Source organism: Lentibacillus kimchii (assembly GCF_055381965.1).
Window position 1 is genome coordinate 1,543,986 of record NZ_AP043934.1, and the last position, 18,254, is coordinate 1,562,239.

18 protein-coding genes are annotated in these 18,254 nt (G+C 41.9%); all 18 read right to left on the reverse strand.

Translation table 11 applies throughout. From position 1 onward, the window contains the following. Positions 1 to 106 precede the first annotated feature (106 nt). The 18 genes from rpsA to ACZ444_RS08365 all read right to left on the reverse strand — a co-directional run bounded on the left by rpsA (position 107) and on the right by ACZ444_RS08365 (position 18,240). Complete coding sequence (gene rpsA / locus ACZ444_RS08280) at positions 107 to 1,243, reverse strand: 30S ribosomal protein S1 (protein WP_382361324.1); 1,137 nt, start codon at positions 1,241 to 1,243, stop codon at positions 107 to 109. A 70-nt stretch (positions 1,244 to 1,313) separates the two neighbouring features. Beyond that, entirely contained in the window at positions 1,314 to 1,919 is a 606-nt protein-coding gene (locus tag ACZ444_RS08285) for a lysophospholipid acyltransferase family protein (RefSeq protein ID WP_382361321.1), read from the reverse strand. Further along, a complete protein-coding gene (gene cmk / locus ACZ444_RS08290) occupies positions 1,916 to 2,611 on the reverse strand; it encodes a (d)CMP kinase (RefSeq protein WP_382361318.1) in 696 nt (231 codons plus the stop codon). The genes ACZ444_RS08285 and cmk overlap by 4 nt, the downstream gene beginning before the upstream one ends. A 149-nt stretch (positions 2,612 to 2,760) precedes the next feature. Then, positions 2,761 to 3,408: a flagellar brake protein gene (locus ACZ444_RS08295; RefSeq protein ID WP_382361315.1), complete on the reverse strand. Its 648-nt coding sequence runs from the start codon at positions 3,406 to 3,408 to the stop codon at positions 2,761 to 2,763. Between the two features lie 63 nt (positions 3,409 to 3,471). After that, the gene (gene ypeB / locus ACZ444_RS08300) at positions 3,472 to 4,809 is read right to left on the reverse strand and encodes a germination protein YpeB (RefSeq protein ID WP_382361313.1); all 1,338 of its coding nucleotides are present in this window, start codon (positions 4,807 to 4,809) and stop codon (positions 3,472 to 3,474) included. A gap of 17 nt (positions 4,810 to 4,826) precedes the next feature. Next, the gene (gene sleB, locus ACZ444_RS08305) at positions 4,827 to 5,609 is read right to left on the reverse strand and encodes a spore cortex-lytic enzyme (protein ID WP_382361710.1); all 783 of its coding nucleotides are present in this window, start codon (positions 5,607 to 5,609) and stop codon (positions 4,827 to 4,829) included. 209 nt (positions 5,610 to 5,818) lie between these two features. Then, entirely contained in the window at positions 5,819 to 6,799 is a 981-nt protein-coding gene (locus tag ACZ444_RS08310; RefSeq protein WP_382361310.1) for a YpdA family putative bacillithiol disulfide reductase, read from the reverse strand. A 150-nt stretch (positions 6,800 to 6,949) separates the two neighbouring features. After that, positions 6,950 to 7,531, reverse strand: coding sequence for a genetic competence negative regulator (locus ACZ444_RS08315; RefSeq protein WP_382361307.1), 582 nt, complete (start codon positions 7,529 to 7,531; stop codon positions 6,950 to 6,952). A gap of 212 nt (positions 7,532 to 7,743) precedes the next feature. Next, positions 7,744 to 8,091, reverse strand: coding sequence for a hypothetical protein (locus ACZ444_RS08320; protein WP_382361304.1), 348 nt, complete (start codon positions 8,089 to 8,091; stop codon positions 7,744 to 7,746). Beyond that, a complete protein-coding gene (locus ACZ444_RS08325; protein ID WP_382361301.1) occupies positions 8,072 to 8,671 on the reverse strand; it encodes a CPBP family intramembrane glutamic endopeptidase in 600 nt (199 codons plus the stop codon). Before ACZ444_RS08325 ends, ACZ444_RS08320 begins: the two co-directional genes overlap by 20 nt. Next, positions 8,658 to 10,202, reverse strand: a complete 1,545-nt coding sequence (locus ACZ444_RS08330; RefSeq protein WP_382361298.1) for a RecQ family ATP-dependent DNA helicase — start codon at positions 10,200 to 10,202, stop codon at positions 8,658 to 8,660. Before ACZ444_RS08330 ends, ACZ444_RS08325 begins: the two co-directional genes overlap by 14 nt. A gap of 14 nt (positions 10,203 to 10,216) precedes the next feature. Beyond that, positions 10,217 to 11,260, reverse strand: coding sequence for a YpbB family protein (locus tag ACZ444_RS08335; protein WP_382361295.1), 1,044 nt, complete (start codon positions 11,258 to 11,260; stop codon positions 10,217 to 10,219). A 171-nt stretch (positions 11,261 to 11,431) separates the two neighbouring features. Further along, positions 11,432 to 13,192: an ATP-binding protein gene (locus ACZ444_RS08340; protein ID WP_382361292.1), complete on the reverse strand. Its 1,761-nt coding sequence runs from the start codon at positions 13,190 to 13,192 to the stop codon at positions 11,432 to 11,434. Continuing rightward, positions 13,192 to 13,908 (reverse strand): response regulator transcription factor, encoded by a 717-nt coding sequence (locus ACZ444_RS08345; protein WP_382361289.1) that lies wholly within the window; start codon positions 13,906 to 13,908, stop codon positions 13,192 to 13,194. The genes ACZ444_RS08340 and ACZ444_RS08345 overlap by 1 nt, the downstream gene beginning before the upstream one ends. A gap of 68 nt (positions 13,909 to 13,976) precedes the next feature. After that, a complete protein-coding gene (gene ccsB, locus ACZ444_RS08350; RefSeq protein WP_382361286.1) occupies positions 13,977 to 15,173 on the reverse strand; it encodes a c-type cytochrome biogenesis protein CcsB in 1,197 nt (398 codons plus the stop codon). A 29-nt stretch (positions 15,174 to 15,202) separates the two neighbouring features. After that, positions 15,203 to 16,840, reverse strand: coding sequence for a cytochrome c biogenesis protein ResB (gene resB / locus ACZ444_RS08355; RefSeq protein WP_382361283.1), 1,638 nt, complete (start codon positions 16,838 to 16,840; stop codon positions 15,203 to 15,205). Between the two features lie 26 nt (positions 16,841 to 16,866). Further along, on the reverse strand, positions 16,867 to 17,442 hold the full coding sequence (resA, locus tag ACZ444_RS08360; protein ID WP_382361280.1) for a thiol-disulfide oxidoreductase ResA: 576 nt from the start codon (positions 17,440 to 17,442) through the stop codon (positions 16,867 to 16,869). A gap of 54 nt (positions 17,443 to 17,496) precedes the next feature. Then, the gene (locus ACZ444_RS08365; protein ID WP_382361277.1) at positions 17,497 to 18,240 is read right to left on the reverse strand and encodes a pseudouridine synthase; all 744 of its coding nucleotides are present in this window, start codon (positions 18,238 to 18,240) and stop codon (positions 17,497 to 17,499) included. Positions 18,241 to 18,254: the final 14 nt, after the last annotated feature.

Below are 18,254 nucleotides of genomic sequence, written 5' to 3' on the forward strand. Positions count from 1 at the left end.
ATCTGAGGGCTGCTTTTTCTCGGAAAGAAGCGTCTTACCACAGTCTTCTAAATAACCAGGTCTGATCAAGAAAAAAGCTCTTTCCAGATGGAAAGAGCTTTTTTTCTTAATGTCTGTACTTATCTAATTTTTCGCCGATGAAATCACCAAGCTGAAACCCTGACTGGTCATCATCTTTTTCATATTGTTTTACTTCTGAAGCTTCCTGTTCCTGTTCAAGCTCTTTAATACTTAAAGAAATTCGCTCGTCCTGTTCATTGACATCAAGAACTTTAACTTGAATTTCCTGACCAACTTCAAGAACTTCCTGAGGTGTGCCAACATGCCTATTGGCAATTTGTGAAATATGAACCAGACCCTCAACGCCGGGGAGAACTTCCACAAATGCTCCAAAGTTTACCAGCCTTTTGACGGTTCCATCAAGAACATCGCCGCGGGAAATCTGATCTTCAACATTCTCCCAAGGTCCAGCGAGCGTGTTCTTACGTGAAAGAGAGATCCGTTCATTCTCCTCATCAACGGAGAGAACTTCCACATTAATCTTATCTCCTTCAGCAATAACATCAGAAGGTTTTTCGACATGCTCATGCGCTAATTGCGAAATATGAACCAGGCCATCAATGCCGCCGATGTCTATAAATGCACCAAAATTGGTTAAACGCTGGACAGTGCCTTCAATTACCTGCCCCTCACTTAAAGACTGCAGCACTTCCTGTTTTTCGGCTTCCATTTTATCAAGGACAACATCCTTATGGGATAAAATCACACGGTTCTGCTCTCTGTCAAGGTCAACAATTTTGACTGATAGTGACTGATTGATGTAATCGGAAAAATCCTCAACATAGTAAGTTTCTGCCAATGAAGCAGGCATAAAGCCCCGAACACCTACATCAGCAACGAGACCGCCTTTGACAATTTCTTTAATTTCCGTTTCGAATACGTCACCATTTTCATATTTTTCTTCCAGTGTTTCCCAGGCTTGTTCGGCATCCACTGCCTTTTTCGACAGAATAATTTCATCATCGTCATCCATTTTTTTGACGTAAAGTGTCAGCGAATCGTTTTCCTGCACAACGTCACTGGCCGTTTCAATGTGCAGACTTGACAACTCGCCAATAGGTACGATGCCTTCCGTCTTGTAGCCGATATCGACAAGAATTTGTTTATCTTCCACTTTTACAACGGTTCCTGTGACACGATCTCCTATATTTAACTGGGTTATTTCGTTACTGGATTCACTCATACCATTAGCCTCCTTAAAATACATACAACAAAAAACAAAACATCCTTTTTATAACTTCTAATATTTAGGGTTATTTGTCAAGTGATGCATCCTGAGAGCGATGATTTGTTATTAAATATCCAATCTCAGTCATAATCGCTTCTGCCGCTTCTTTAGCGGATGTTTTCTTTTCACGGTAGACATCCATATTCATTGGTTTGCCATAAACAACGGTCAACTTGCCACCTGGCTTATAAGGGCCAATAATAGCGCAGGGTACAATTGCCGCATTGGACCGTAAAGCAAAAAAACCAGCGCCGGCAAGCGGTTGACCCAGCTGGCCTGTACGGCTGCGCGTACCTTCCGGAAATAATCCAAGCGTGTGACCTTTTTCTAAAATGCTTAAACCTTCACGCAGCGCGTTTCGGTCCTTCATGCCTCTCTTGACCGGAAAGGCATTAATGCTTGTCAGCAGCCTGCCTAAAATAGGCTTTTGGAACAATTCCCCTTTAGCCATAAAATGAATATTTCTGGGGGAAGTGATACCGACAACAGGCGGATCAAGGTTGGAAATATGATTTGAACAAATGATCACCGGACCGTCCTCAGGGATATTCTCTTTCCCAATCACCTGAATGCGGTACAAAGGGTAAAACAGGTATGACACGGCCGTTTTGGCTATTGGATATAGATTCATTGTGCCGCTCCGTTATCCGCCAGCACCTTGCCGGCTTCCTGTAAAATAGCTGCTGCGACGTCATTGATCGACAAATCGGTCGTATCAAGGCTGATGGCATCTTCTGCTTTAATCAGCGGCGAGGCATCGCGTTTCGAGTCAATGGTGTCTCTCTGTTCAATGTCCTGTTTTAATCTCTCAAAATCAACGGAAAATCCTTTTTGGATATTTTCCTGATAGCGCCGTTTTGCCCGCTCCTCAACCGATGCACGCAAAAATATTTTCACTTCCGCATCAGGGATTACGTGTGTTCCGATATCCCTTCCATCCATAACCACGCCTCTTTTTTGAGCCAGTTCCTGCTGTCGTTCAACCATTTCCTGGCGCACACTTGCTTGTTTAGCTATGGAGGATACATTGTTGGTTACATTTTCTGAACGGATGGCATCGGTCACATCTTCACCATCCACGAAAACATGCTGATGGTCATGATCCTGCTCAAGTTCAATGCTGGTTTCAGACAGAAGCTGGGAAGTCATTTCTTCATCCTCAAGGGAGACCTGTCTGCGAAGTGCTTTCAATGTCAATGCACGATACATGGCACCCGTATCTATGTATATAAATGACAGCTTGTTTGCAACAATCTTGGAAACAGTGCTTTTACCTGCTGCCGCAGGGCCATCTATCGCAATTGCTATTGTATCATTTTCCATCGCTCTTTCCTTCCTCTCGAACCAAACGTGCTGCCAGAAGCAGTACCGTATCGTCTGGTTCAATTTGGGTTCATCTTCAAAGCTCCCCTTTAGTAAAAGGATAACATATTTTCTTCAAAAAGTTCTACTCTTATTTAAATTTTATTCCGTCAGGTTAGTTCCTTCTTTCGCGCATCCAATTGCTTCTCAAAACAAAACCGAATGATCGTCTGCTGATCATCTTGCTTAAGCGAAGTGAATTTCAGCGATATTTTTCTTATATCTTTGTCTAAATCAAGACGTGTGACCTCAGACAAGGCATGGATATAATGATAATCACCTGCATTCATTGGCAGAACCATCCAGACTGCGACCTCTTCACCAATGTCAAATCGCTGATGTTGCGGCACAATGACGGCCATGCCGCCGCCGCTCAAATCTGACGTCACAGTGGTGAATGAATTATTAGTTCCATGAATAGCCGCATCAACTGCAGTGTTAACGCGTATAAACTGACGACGCTGTACTGTTTTGATCGAAGCGTCTTCCGGTCGGCGAACAGCTAAAGCCGGCGGATTGTCATTAATTTTCGAAACAAGTGTCGTATCAAACATATGAACATTTTTATCTGCCCCGATATATGTGACTTTAAAAGAAGTCCCTTCAGCATAAATCATTGTTTGGCTGGACTGATCATCAATTGGAAGATCAATCATTAATTTGTTTGCTTGTTGATCAATAATACGACTGCGGCAGGTTTGTGTTTCATTTGTTTCTGGATTGATTGCCTCAAGTGTGAGTGATGTGCCGATTTCCATACCATTCCTCCTTCCGTAAACACTTAAGCCTATTATGCCAAATATAGCCATGAGAGAAAAGGTTTAGGAAGTATAATTCATTTCTGTTCCATTCAATTTTTTCACTTTTTCTTCTTTGCCATCCTTTGCGTTTATATATATCAGGTATGTTTCACCATCCATAACACCGAGAAACTCATAGACAAGCACGTCTTTATTATGATCGCTGTCAATCACTGCCATGTTTTCTTCGTTAATTGTGACATCCGGGTTAACTTTTTCTTTTGCCTCATCGATACTGAGCTCGGGCTCAAGTATATCCTGCTCTTTATGATTCGAGAAATAATTCCTTGCGCTCATCCCAAGCAAATCGCCATTATCCAGGGCTATCTTCATTTCAATGGTGTCAGAATACAGCCGTACACCATCCTGATTATAGACAAATGAATAAAAGCCGACATTATCATATTGATTACTGCTGACAGCCTCCATATTAGCAAAATCGTATTGGGCAAGATAACGCTTTGCCTTCTTTAATCCTTTATTCAAACTAATATGTTTCTTGTCTATTTCACGGTCAACGATTAGTGTCAGGGGATGCCCTCCTTTTTTTGTTATGTCAAGATGGCCTTTTTCATGGTCATTTTGATACGTTACGGTGTATAAAGGAATCTCCGCACCATCCCCGCTTTCCTTCACCGATAAATTATCCGGATTGTCGGCACCGAATAGCGTTTCCCCCGTTTTAATTGCCTTTTGCTGATCGATTGTTTCACCGTCCAGCTTCTTATAATCATGCTTTTCTGCTGACGTTTTTGTCAGGGCTGAATCAACGTTGCTTTTAGCATAGCCCTGCACCTTTTTTTCTACCGTTTCAAAACCATCAATGATACTGTTACCAGGTTTTTTATCCTGAGCAGCCAGAGCCTCTTGAACATCCATCCATTCAAGACCATCATTTAGTACGGTGTGCTGAACCTGTCTTATTTCATTCTTCAGCTCCCCCGATTGCTGATACAGATTCTGCAATGTTTTAATTTCCTTATCATTAAGCGGCTTCTTATCCAAGTCGCGTACAGCTGCCTCATAAGTGAAATCACCTATATCTGAAAGAAACGCTTTTGTTTGATTAAAGGGCATTAATGTTAATGGCAGCTGGCCAGCACTGGATGTTGCCTCCGAGGTCAAACGCCATATTTCAGCCATTTGTGGTGACAGCTGATCAACTGAGTTCATGGCTAGTGCCGTCCCTATTTTATTGTGCAGCAAATCCATATGATAGGAAAGTTCATGAAAAGCACGCTGATAATTGTTTTCCGCCTGCATCATAACGGTTTCTTTTTCTCGGTGTTCCTGATATCCCCAGAATCCTGTACCGGCAATTCCCAATGCCAAAACACCAATTAAGATCCATCGCAGCATCGTTATCTGACTCCTTTTTATTTAGCAAAGATGTGTTTTCCAATTTGTTTGATTTGTGGTCGTGACCAAATCCAGTCAGACGTTGCCGTTTTTGGGTTGAAATAGTAAATGGCATGTCCTGATGGATCCCATCCATTAGCAGCATCCAGAACAGCTTTCTTGGCTGTTTCATCTGGTTTCAGCCAGATTTGTCCGTCCGCAACCGCTGTAAAGGCTCCAGGCTGAAAAATGACACCGGAAACAGAATTGGGAAAGGATGAATTCTCCACTCGGTTTAAAATCACAGCCGCCACTGCAACTTGTCCAACAAAAGATTCACCACGTGCCTCACCGTGGACGGCATTCGCCATTAACTGAATATCATTTTGTGAATAGTCTTGCGGAACATTTGATGCATTTGGCTCCGCTTTATTATGATTATTGGTGTCTGAGTTCGTGTCAGATTGATTTGTGTTTTTTTTACCTCCGTAATATGTAAAGGCGTTTCCCTTATTTAACTGTCCGTGTACGAAATCTTTGTCATAGTCGCTCGCATCAGTCAGTTTTTCTTTGGCATGTGAGCCTGCCAGACCGTCTACTTCCATGCCAAATTCATCCTGGAAGTCACGTAAAGCCCAATATGTTCCCCAGCCAAAAACGCCGTCGATATCATCTTCATAAAATCCGAGATACTGCAGCCTTGCCTGAAGTTCAATAACATCTTCGCCAGCTGCGCCGTGTTGAATAACCTGGTCAGTGAACGCCTCGGCCGATCTGGTCATGCAGGGTAATGACAAACTGATAAACACAGCAGACAGCATTATGAAAAGAGGGATTTTTTTATAGGTCATGTTATATCCTCCTGCGTGTACCCTTGTGTATGCCATTATTTTTGTACGATATAACCTTTTTATGCATTTATTTGCAGCAAAAAAAGCCTTTGCATCGAACTGATGCAAAGGCCCTGAAAACTGTTTTTAGTCTCTGATCGTTTAATTGTCTGCAAACATGCAAAAACAACTTAAAATCGTTATGTTTTGTGTGTCATAGCTCTGGCAATTATGCCACCGTGTCTGCGGCCATTTTCAATAAAAATTTCATTATTATTATAGCCTGCCGCTACAACACCGGCAACATACATGCCAGATAAATTCGTTTCCATTGTTTCTTCATGAAAGTAAGGCCGACCCGTGGCCTTGTCGACGGTGATACCAGCATTTCTTAGAAAATGAAGGTCTGGCTGATACCCGGTCATTGCAAAAACGAAATCATTTTCGACTTCCTTTGTCTCGCTGCCGATTGTATAGAATACTTTATCAGTGGTAATTTCCTGGACATGTGCATTAAATTCCATCTGGACAATTCCTTTACGGACAAGTGAAGCAAATTCCGGCAATATCCACGGTTTTATACTTTCAGAGTATTCAGCACCACGATATAATACGGTGATATTAGCTCCGGCTTTGTGCAGTTCAAGTGTTGTATCAACAGTTGAATTTTTTCCGCCGATAACGACCACATTTTTATTATGATATGGATGAGCTTCTTTGAAGTAGTGAAAGACTTTTGGCAAATCTTCACCCGGAATACCCATATAATTTGGCTGATCATAATAGCCGGTTGCTATAATCACGTTTTCCGTTGTATACGTTCGGCTGATGCCGCTCTCATTCATCGTTATAATTCTGAAATGGTAATCATCAAGAGCATGGATGTCAGTAACGTTTTCAAATGAATGGATTCGCAGATTTTGCCGGTCAGCTACCTCTCGATAATACGCCAGTGCTTGGTTGCGAACAGGCTTTTGTTTATCGGTTATAAAGGGTATTCCACCAATTTCCAATTTATCACTTGAACTGAAAAAGGTCTGATGCGTCGGGAAACGGTGAAGCGTATTGACAATATTTTCTTTTTCGATAATAAGCGGGTTAAAGCCATGCTTCTGAAGCTCAATAGCACAGGACAGACCACAGGGTCCGCCTCCGATAATGATGGTGTGTTCTGTTTGCATGCGTATGGCACTTCCTTGTTTTATAGTACGATTTAAAACGCCTCTGCAACTATACATGATAAGCGTTTTTCCGTCATCCGTTATAATAAAAAACTCAAAAAGATAACAACCCCTCTAAAAGTGCTTTAGCAAGGACTGACAGGTTTTAGACTAACGGTGAAAGATTGTTATAATTTGCTCAACGGCAGACGAAGCCATAATCGGATCACCATATTCTTTTAAACGATAAGATGTTGCAATACTTGGCGAGGAAAATTCCGACATAATGGCGATTACATTCTCCCGATTATTATGCTGCAGATCTTTTTCGTGAAGCAGCATGTAATAAGCGTTATTCATATGATATATTTGACCGCCATTAATGTTTAATGGCTCTAAATAAGCGGCAACTTGAATGACAGCTTCAAAATCATGAAAAACGAAAATCAATTCTTTACTCTCATCCAGCATGACTTTCATCTCCACGAAATCATCATCCCAGCCGGAACTGCTTCCTTTTTGCGTCACAACAACGTGCATTCCCTGGGCCTGCATTAAATGAACCTGGATTAAAAGAACGCCCTCCAGTTCAAATCCCAGTTCAGTACTCGCCTCATGCATCATATCCGTAAACAGACTTTTTACATTTCCAGCATCATGCCATAAGTCGTCTCTCGTGAAACCGCGGTCGCTCAGGTCATCAAAGGTCAAAAAAATCGTAAATTGATTATTGGATACCCGTTCAATCCGCATTAAGCATCCCCCCCCTTCTTATAAAGGCAGTCCTGTTAAAACACTGGCGAATTCCTTCACTATATCATATGCCGCTGGTGTGATTGTTGAACATTACAATCATTATTTGTATTTCTGTCATGACTATGTTGAAAAATCATAAACTTGTGCTCTCGGCTCGTACTTGGCCAGTATGTCGTTTACGTCAGATTATGTATGGCTGCCCAAGCTGTTTACATATTGACAATGGTCGACCACAACGCTTCTCCCCAAAAATAGAACGCTGTTCCAAACAACAGCAGCAGGATAGCAATAACAGCCAGCAGTCTTGTCGACGCACGACTGATTTTTAGTTTCATAGGCGACTTTGATTTATTGTGCACATTACCACGAGGCGGTAAATCAAGGATATCAACATCATCTTCCTCATCCTCGCCAGGTAAACCCTGCAGCGTGACCTGCTCCTGCTGTTCTTCTTGTTCCTGATTAGTTTGCTGGTCTTGTTCACCTTCTTCAACGTCATTCACAAGTTTTCTTAATTCATCTGCCTGGTCGGTTGATTCACTGATCCGGTTCTCCATTATCTCCCCACCTCACTTTTTGCAAGCGAATAAACACCCCTTGCACAAAATCAATGGTAAAATGAGCGACGATCGTTACCATGATATTTTCAGTCAGCATAAACAGATAACCGACATAAAAGCTTATCAATAAAACTGAAACAAGCAAAACCGGTTTATGCAAGTAGCGAACGTGAATAAGTGCAAAAATCACACTGGCAGCCATATAACCAAATTCTGTCTGGATGACACCCCGAAATAATAATTCTTCCGCTACAGCAACTGTGACGGTTAGACCGAAAATACCTTTTATAGACCGGTTTCTAAAGATTCTATCATTAATCCCGCCGTCGTCATAGTACTTTTTTGGAAAAATAGCCATAAGGAGCCAGTCCACACAAACAATAAGCAGTCCGGGCAACAGCCCATAAAAGCCCATATCTGCTATCGACCAGCTGATATAGTCAAACCAGTCACCCATTTCGTCAAATAGCAAAAAACTCAAAACAAGACCCAGACTTAACAGCAGCAGCTGCGAAAAGAATAATTGCCTCGTTAATTCCTTATCCGTCAGCTGTTTTATAATATCACTTTGTTTCACCGCTGTATTCTCCAATAAGCAATAATTTTTTTAATTTAGTTTCCCACTTAAATGACGTGTCATCTGACTGTGTCTGCACCGGGTTCCATTGGTCAAATGAGAAACCGCAATTGCTGCAGCATCCATACAATGGCTCCTTGTAATCATCCTGAAAACGGCAGTAAAGACTCTCGCGCAAGCATGTATCTTCATGAATCCAGCTAAGCATGTCCTGAAGTTTTTGTTCTTTTAAAGTTGTCCTTTTTTCGATAAATTGTCTGATTTTCCGGATGGCCTCATCCTTATTTTCTGACTGTCTCAGTAACTGGTTCTGCTCGATCATGCTATGCTGTTCCATCTGATAACGCAAAAATCGCCATTGTGTCTCATTTATCTGTAATGCTTCCAGCAATTGTTCTTCAGAAGGCAACTGAGTCTGATCGCTGTATAAAGCATACACGTTTTTGACTAAATGGTCCAAATCCTCAATCGTTGGCAATTCGTTTTCAATAATCGATCTGGGGATGACGTCATCTCCTGGTGAATAGAGTAACAGACTGACACTTGATTGACCATCACGACCAGCCCTCCCAATCTCTTGCAGAAAAGATTCAAGCTGGAGAGGAAAATGGTAATGAATCACCAGCCGAATGTTCTGTTTATTAATCCCCATGCCAAAAGCACTTGTACAGCAAATAATATCGAGTTGTTCATTCATAAATTGCTGCTGAACCGTTACCCTGTCCAGCTGATCCATTCCGCCATGATAAAATGCAATCCGGTAAGAAGGAAAGTTATCTGATAGAAACATGGTGATTTCTTCGGTTTTCCGCCTGCTGGAAAAGTAAATTAATGTTGGTACACGATAGTGTTCAAATAAATCGGCCAGGTATTTTTGTTTTTCCCTGTCCCCATTAAGGTCTTGTACCATAAAGGCAATATTGTCCCGATCCATCGGGTAAGTATGCCTGATCATCTCAGGACGATTCAAAACGGTGGTGATATCCTGCTGGACGTCTTTCGTTGCGGTAGCACTCAGCGCTAGTACAACCGGATCTTTTAATTGCTGCAAGACATTGCTAAGCCGTAAGTAGTCCGGTCTGAATTCGTGCCCCCACTGTGAAATACAGTGCGCTTCATCAATAACAAACATATCAACTGTCACATGTTCCAAAGGTCTGATAACCTCATTCTGCTGCAAAAGCTCCGGCGACAAATAAATCAGCTTGTAGCTGTCTAATTGCTGCAAAACGCGTTTCTTTTCTATCGGATGCATAAAACTGTTCAGCGCGGCTGCCTGTTTAAACCCCATGGCTTTTAATTCTTTCACCTGATCTTCCATCAAAGAGATCAACGGTGACACCACAACTGTCAGCCCCTCGAGAAGTGTTGCAGGAAGCTGATAGCAAAGTGACTTTCCAGAACCGGTAGGCAGAATTCCAAGTACATCCCGTCCGCGTAGCACGTCAGTCATAATCTCCTCCTGACCAGTGCGGAATTCGTTCAGTCGAAATTGCTGTTTTAATTGATCCTTGAGGTTGAGATGTCCCATAATACCCTCCTTGGCTATGACAGGCTGTCTGCGGCCATAACAAGTCTTATCTGGAAATAACTGATCGTTTCTCTAACCTGTTCTTTTATCGCTTTAAGTTTAAAAGATGCTGAACCTTCAATCGCTGTACGTATTTCGGCATGTTCCTCCGGCGAAACATAATCGTCAAGCGGAAATGTGTCATCATAGAGGGCGATTTCAACCATGTGATCATAAATGGTGTTCAGCTTCAAATGGCGGACGCTGGCAATCTGCTGAGTGGTGTACTGTTTGTCCAATAGAGCTTTGGTTTTACTGGCTGAATTGGTCAAGGTTGTCGTTTGCGGCAAGTCAAAAAACAATTGACCCAACAGAGGATATGCTCGCGGATTCTGCTCGATCAATGTCATAAGATAATGCAAAATACCTGTTCTTACTAAAGGGACATCAATCTGTTCCAGCTGATAACGATCAGCCAGCTGAAATCTGCTCAAACCATAGTGACCATAACCGGTCAGACTATCAACAAATATGCCTGCGTCCCTTTTTGACAGAAACTGCAGCATGTGAAAAAGCTCTCCGTACAGCTTCTGCAAAAAAATGGACTCTTGCGCTTTCCATTGTTTATATTGCTTTTTAACCCAATCTGTCACATCACGTTTATCAATAATCGGGATAAAATGAAAATAATTCATCCGGCTATTTGTCATTGTTTGAATGATCAAGAGAAGCCGTTCCCAGAATACCAGTGTTTGTCGATGGTACGCCTGACCCCTGAAGGACTGCATAACTGAATCCGTTACGCTATCTATTTGTTCCTTGCTTTTCTTGGCTGGCAATGCCGTATTATCCGGTCTCAGTATAAGAAATCCTTCTTGGACCATTTTTCGCAGCTGGTTGTCGAATGTCTCTTTTCGCAGTGCTGGATAAATACCATAGAAGTGGTTTAATTGATAAATGTGGGCATCCTGAACTGTTTGAATGGACTTTTTGCCTGTTAATAAATGATACACAGCTGAGACGCTCCGCCCATCAAGAAATGTTTCAAAACATGTTAGGACGACCGCTTTAAACAGCACGCTGACCCCTCTCCTTTACTGACAGCAATCAAAAAAATTAAGCTACTTTCATCATAACATGTCACTGACAGATTGAAACGCTGTAACCTTTCAATTAATCGTGCACAGCAAATACCCAAGAACATCAGCATTATGTTATTTCCAAGGGAAACAGATACACAGTCATAACTGTCACGTCTGCAGCGGCAGATTGATTTCAAATGTTGTCCCTTCACCACGTTTACTTTTTACATCAATGGTTCCGCCATGGGCCTCAACAATATTTTTAGCTATTGCCAGCCCCAGACCAGTCCCTTTCTTTTCGCTATTTCGCGCTCGTGATTTATCAGCCTTATAGAACCGATCAAATACAAACGGTATATCTTCTTCAGGTATGCCACTTCCGTTATCTTCTATAGCGATATTCAGCACAGTTTCAGTCCCTTCAATTGACACTTTGACATAGCCGTTATCTTTGGTATGCCGGATGGCGTTATCAATTAAATTTGTAAGAACTTGTTCGATCCGATCAGCATCGATAATGACGGCAGTAACGCTCAAATGCTTTTCGGCAATTAATTCAACATGATTGTCATCTGCCAGGCCTTTGAATTTCTTTAAAATACGTTCAATAAAGGCATCGGTATCAATTTGTTCCTTATTCAGCTGGTTACTTCCTGCTTCCATACGGGCAAGATCGAGCAATTCATTAACGAGTCTGCCCATCCTCAGTGACTCTTCCTGGATGATCTGGGCCAATTCATTCTTTTCTTCTGTTGTCTCTGCCACATCATCGACAATCGCCTCGCTGTATCCCTGCAGCATCGAGATTGGTGTCCGCAATTCGTGGGAAACATTTGCAATAAAATCCTGGCGCATTTTATCCATCTGTCTCTCTTCCGTCATATCCCGGATAACTGCTACAGCTCCGCGTATCGTTGTATGATCATATAAAGGGGTCATGATCATTACCCATGTACGGCCTTGCGTATTGATTTCCCGAATAACTTCTTTTTCATCCTGAATAACACTGCTCAATGTTTCATTCAGTGGCTCGGGTGTGATCGGATTCTCATCAGAAGACTTGATTTCCTGTTCATAATTTAGATTTTGAATGAACTGCTGTGCCGGCGGATTTGTTAACAGCATATTACCATTACGATTTAGTGTAATAACGGCATCTGCCATGGAATTGACAATGCTCGAAATTTGTTCCTTTTCCTGCCTTAACGCATTAATATGAAAATGCAGCTGTCTGCCCATTCGATTAAAAGCCATTGCCAGCTCGCCGATCTCATCATGTGTCAAAACGGGAACTTTAGTATTAAATTCACCTCGCGTTAAATCTAACGCAGCTTCCCGCATTTTAATCAAAGGTTTTGTGATTCGGGTCGACAGGAAGAAAGCAAATACGATTGTTAAAATAATCCCAATACCTGCTGCCAGAAAAATGAGTTTCGTCGTTTCCGCTTTTGTTTTGTTAACGGTTTTCAAGGACTTATAAATATAGAGAGCTCTATCCTGTCCAATTGGCGTCCCAACAACCATTGCTTCAGTACCACTATTCGGCAGGACGGTCTCTTTTTGAATACTTTTAGTTTGACTTAATACTTTCTTCAGTTCTTCATCATTTCTCAGCCAGTCGGTGTCAGCCTCATTTAAGATAGCATCAGTACTGTCCAGGGTCTCCTCCCCTTTATCACGATTCATAATGACGATCCGGCTTGTCGAATCTTTCATGAGAGTCGCATTTTTCAAAGAAAAGCCCCTATCCTCAGATTGTTCAATCATCCGGGCCATTTTACCTGCTGACTGCATCATTTCATTTTCAGCTTCACTGACATGAAAAGATTCAAAGAATTCCAATAAAAGAATCGTTAAAATAAATAATACAAAAGAAACTAGCAATAAAATAGTTATTGCTAGCTTACCGACAACACTGCGCCAAAACATTAAGCATCAGCCACCTCAAATTTATATCCGACACCCCACACAGTTACAATCATATCGGCCGCAAGCGTGGATACGTACTTTAATTTTTCACGCAAGCGTTTGACATGTGTATCAACCGTCCGCAAATCACCAAAGAATTCATACTCCCACACTTCTTTTAGTAAAATTTCCCGACTGAACACTTTATCAGGTTCTTCAGCCAAAAAACAGAGCAATTCATATTCTTTTGGTGTCAGGCTTACTTCAGTGCCATCAGCCGTCACTTCATGAGCATCGTAATCAATCGTCAGATGCGGGAATACAAGCAGGTTCTTCGTGGGCTTTTCAGCTTCCTCATAATTATGGGCTGTGACACGACGCAATACAGCTTTAACACGCAACACCACTTCTCTTGGGCTGAAAGGTTTAACGATATAATCATCCGCACCTACCTCAAATCCCCGAACCCGATTGGATTCTTCACCTTTTGCTGTAAGCATGATAATTGGTGTATTTTTTTTCTTGCGCAGTTCTTTTGCTACATCAATTCCGTCAATTTCCGGCATCATCAGATCCAGTAAAATAACATCATAATCTGTATTTAGCGCAAGTTCGAGTGTCTGCTTGCCATCTTCTGCTTCTTCAGTCACAAAATCTTCTTTTTCCAGATACATTTTAACAAGCCGGCGTATCCGGTCTTCATCATCAGCAATTAAGATTTTTGGATTTTCATCCATTTTGACGCCTCCCTTTTCAAAAGTTTTACACGCCTTTTTTTATCGCGGATTCCGTAAAACTTTCACGATCAGGCATAGGAGTGGAGCCCTGCTAATACGAGGTTAACTGCAAGTAGATTAAACAGGATGACCACAAACCCAACGGTTGCGAGCCAGGCAGATTTTTCGCCGTGCCAGCCTCTTGATAAACGCAAATGCAAAAATGCGGCATAAAAGAACCATGTCACTAATGCCCAGACTTCTTTAGGATCCCAGCCCCAAAAACGGTCCCAGGCGATCTGTGCCCAAATAGCAGCAAATATAATACCGCCCAGTGTAAAAACAGGGAATCCGATAGCAACAGCACGATAAGAAATTTCGTCAAGCAAATCAGGTTTAACTTTTTTCAGGAAAGGCTGAATAGCGGCGCCGATTCGTTTGCGTAAAATCAATCGTACAATGCCGTATAATACCAGTCCCGTCAGAACAGACCAGATAATTGTATTTAATTTCCTTGCTGCTTCAACGCCTTGCATCCATCCAGGTGCGTCGAACACGGGTTCCATACGATCACCAGTCAGCAGTTCTCCTTCATTCGGGCCTGCAATCGGCGGCAGATGATAGTCAGTTGTGACTGTCTGTCCCTGTGCCTGTGATGAATACTCAAATTCTGCACTGTAGCCTGACAGATTAAAGGCTGTCGAGATGACGCTGAAGCCGATAAAGACAAACAAGCCAAATAAAATAATTTCCAGCCATGTTGTTCGTTTGCTCCGGACTGTTTGATCAATTTGTCTGATCAGATAAATGAGAGCTGCAACAAAACTCACGGCTAAAATCGCCTGTGCCAATGCTACTGTCGTAACATGAATATAGAGCCAGTGGCTTTGCAGAGATGGTATTAATGGTGAAATTTCAGTTGGAAACATACTTGCAAATGCTATCAGTATTAAAGCAATTGGCAAGGCGAACAGGCCTAATACATTCACCCTGTAAATAAAGTATATAACAATAAACGCGAACACCAGACACATACCAAAAAAAGTAACAAATTCAAACATATTGCTGACAGGCGCATGTCCGCTGGCCAGCCATCTTGTAATAAAATAAACGATTTGGGCAAGAAAACCGATGATCGTCAGTGTAATGCCAATTTTTCCACTGAATTCACGTCCGGTCTGCTTATTCTTTTGCCTGATGGTTGCACCAAAGAAAAAAGTAGCTATCAGATAAATGATGAACGCTGTATACAGCATCGTACTGCTGACTTCAATGTATGAACCCATTTATATCCTCCTTTGACGGGACGGTTAGGTTATTCCAGTTCCTGCTGGTCGTCAACCATATTTACATTGGTATCTTCAATAATCGATTCAATATCTTTTTTCAAACCGAACCAATTTTTGTTCGTATGACCGGCCACCATAATGCCCTCTCCTTCAGGACGCAGCCAAATCCGGCGATGCTGCCAGTACATACCCTGGCTGACACCAATCATGAAAATAAGAGCGCCTATGATAAAAAATGGAATTGTATAATCGTATTTTACACTCAAGCCGCTGGCAAAACGTGTATTAAAATTCTGGATACCTAATTTATAATCATTTTCTCCTGTGGCATCAACGTTTCTGCCTATACCAACAAAACTCATTTCCTCTTCTTGATTACCAGGTGGATCAACTGTAAATACGAAGGCTGGATTTCTAGGGTAGTTAGTCTTGGATGTAGGCTCGCCATCGTCCATTTTATAGTCAGGATAATATTGACTGACAGCTACACTGAGCCCGTTATCCAGCTGATATGTATTTTTCGGATCTGTCATATCAACCGTGAACGATCCGAGTGATTTTTCATCAGGGTCATCGGTTTCATGTACCTTGAAAGTCATACTCTGAAACTCATTTTTCTGAAAGCCTGATTGATATAATGTATATTTGTCAAACTTCATCGGCTGATTCATACGTATATCGCCTTCGTTTACCTTTTCAAGATCTGGGTCTTCACCCGCTACGTTTTCACCGGATTTTTTATAGATAACAGCATCGGTCTGGTAGTTTTCTTCCACCATTCCCCCTTGCTTGTCAATGGCCTCCTTAAAACGTTCATCATCTTCGTCATACGTTTCCACCTTAAAATTCTCATTCTTAATATAGAATTCCTCATTTGTACCGGGAATAACTGTTTGTTCGCCTTCCCGAACCCAGACGTACTCATCAAGATACATAAATGGGGTCATACGCAACAGTGCCGCGATCATAATAATAATAAGACCAATATGATTAACATAAGGCCCCCAGCGGGAGAAGCGTCCTTTTTCTGCCAGAATATGACCATTTTCCTCATATACTTTATAGCGCCGCTTTTTCAGACCTGTGACTAGTTTGTCCTTTTCCTCATCTGTTACATGCCCTGTCTCACTGTATAAACGCTGACGCTTCAAAAATTGCGTGTGTCGCTTTGGTCTTTGAGTTTTCAGTGCTTTGTGCAACGGAGCAAAGCGATCAATACTGCAGATGACAAGAGAAACCCCTATTGCTGCAATGATTAATAAGTACCACCATGAACCGTATAAATTATGGAAACCAAGCTGATAGAAAATCTTGCCCAGTATACCATACTCGGCTTCATAAAAAATCGACGGATCCTGGGAAGGTGCATCGGCTGGTATGTACTGTTCCTGGGGGAAAATCGTCCCAACACCTGAAGCAATGAGAGCAATAACAATTAACCAGACCGCCACTTTGACAGACGAGAAAAAATTCCATATCTTATCAACAATGGTTTTATTATATGTTCTGGAGCGGCGCGCACTCCCCTCATACCGCATATTAAGCAGCTTTCGCTGATCATTGCCGTCAATATGCTGATTTTCCTGTACGGGTTTACCGCACGCTTCACAAAGAACTGTTCCTTCGGGATTAACATGACCGCATTCACATTTTATTTCGTTCATTCATATCCCTCACAATTGCTTCATTCTTACTGATCAGGCTCAATATTTTTCAGATGCCCTTCGATTTTATCCAGTGTCAGTCCCCCTTCGACAACTTCTTCAATTTCTCCCTGAGGATTAATAAAGAATGTGGTTGGAAGCGGTTCAACATTATAAGCATTCATTACTTCCTCATCATCGTCGTAGGGAACTGGAAATGTTAAATCGTGTTTATCAATGAACTTATGCACGACAAATTTTGTAGCATCCAGATTGACAGCCACAATTTCAATGCCTTTATTCTTATACTCCGGATACAGTGACTCCATATAAGGCATTTCTTTTTCGCATGGTTTGCACCAAGTGCCCCAGAAATTCAGCATGACACCTTTGCCTCTCAGATCACTCAGCTGCACCGTTTCACGCTCATTATTGGCATTTATTTGGTCAAGTTTGAAATCAGGTGCCTGTTTGCCAACATCAACATCCGTTTCATCTTCACTAAGATTCGATATTAGTGCATATATAACAGCAATCAGCAACAAAATCAATACAACCGTCCGAAAAATAAGGCGATTCCTTTTTTTATGTTTTTTAGTATTGCGTGCCGGTGACTCTGCCATATTATTTCACCTCTCTGCGATTATACCATGATTTCGGACGAATGAATTTGTCTGTTATTTGACATTTTCATCATTTGCCAATAAGCGCATTTTTTTAATTTCATGCGGCGTGAGCGAGCGGCAATCTCCCGGCTTCATATGCTCCAGGGTTAACAGGCCATATTTTTCCCGTTTAAGTTTGCTGACTGCGTAGCCAAGTGCCTCCATCATCCGTCTTATATGCCGGTTTTTGCCCTCATGCAAGGTTAATTGAATAATCATCGTATTCTTACGTCTGTCTGTTTTCAGGATTTCATACCTGACCACTTTTAACCGGTCCCCCCCTGAGTCAACTCCTTTACGCAGCTTGTTCAATTCACGCTTATCCGGAATACCATCAATTTTGGCAACATAGACTTTATCAATTCCATAACTTGGATGCATCAGAAGATTAGCGAATTTGCCGTCATTTGTCAACAAAAGTATACCGGATGTGTCATAATCAAGTCTGCCAATAGGGTAAATACGCTCCGGCACGTTTCCTAAATAATCAGTTACCACCTTTCGCCCTTTGTCATCACGTAAACTTGAGATAACGCCTTTTGGTTTATAAAGCATGTAATACACCGGCTCTTCTTTCTCCAGCTGTATCCCATTCACTTCAATGTCATCTTTTGAGTGAACCTTGGTTCCCAGTTCGGTAACGCGTTTATGATTGACCCGGACTTTTCCATCAGTTATCAGTTTCTCCGCTTTTCTGCGGGATGTAACACCGCTTTGAGCAATCACCTTTTGCAATCGTTCCCATGAGTTTGTCATCATATCACCTGTAT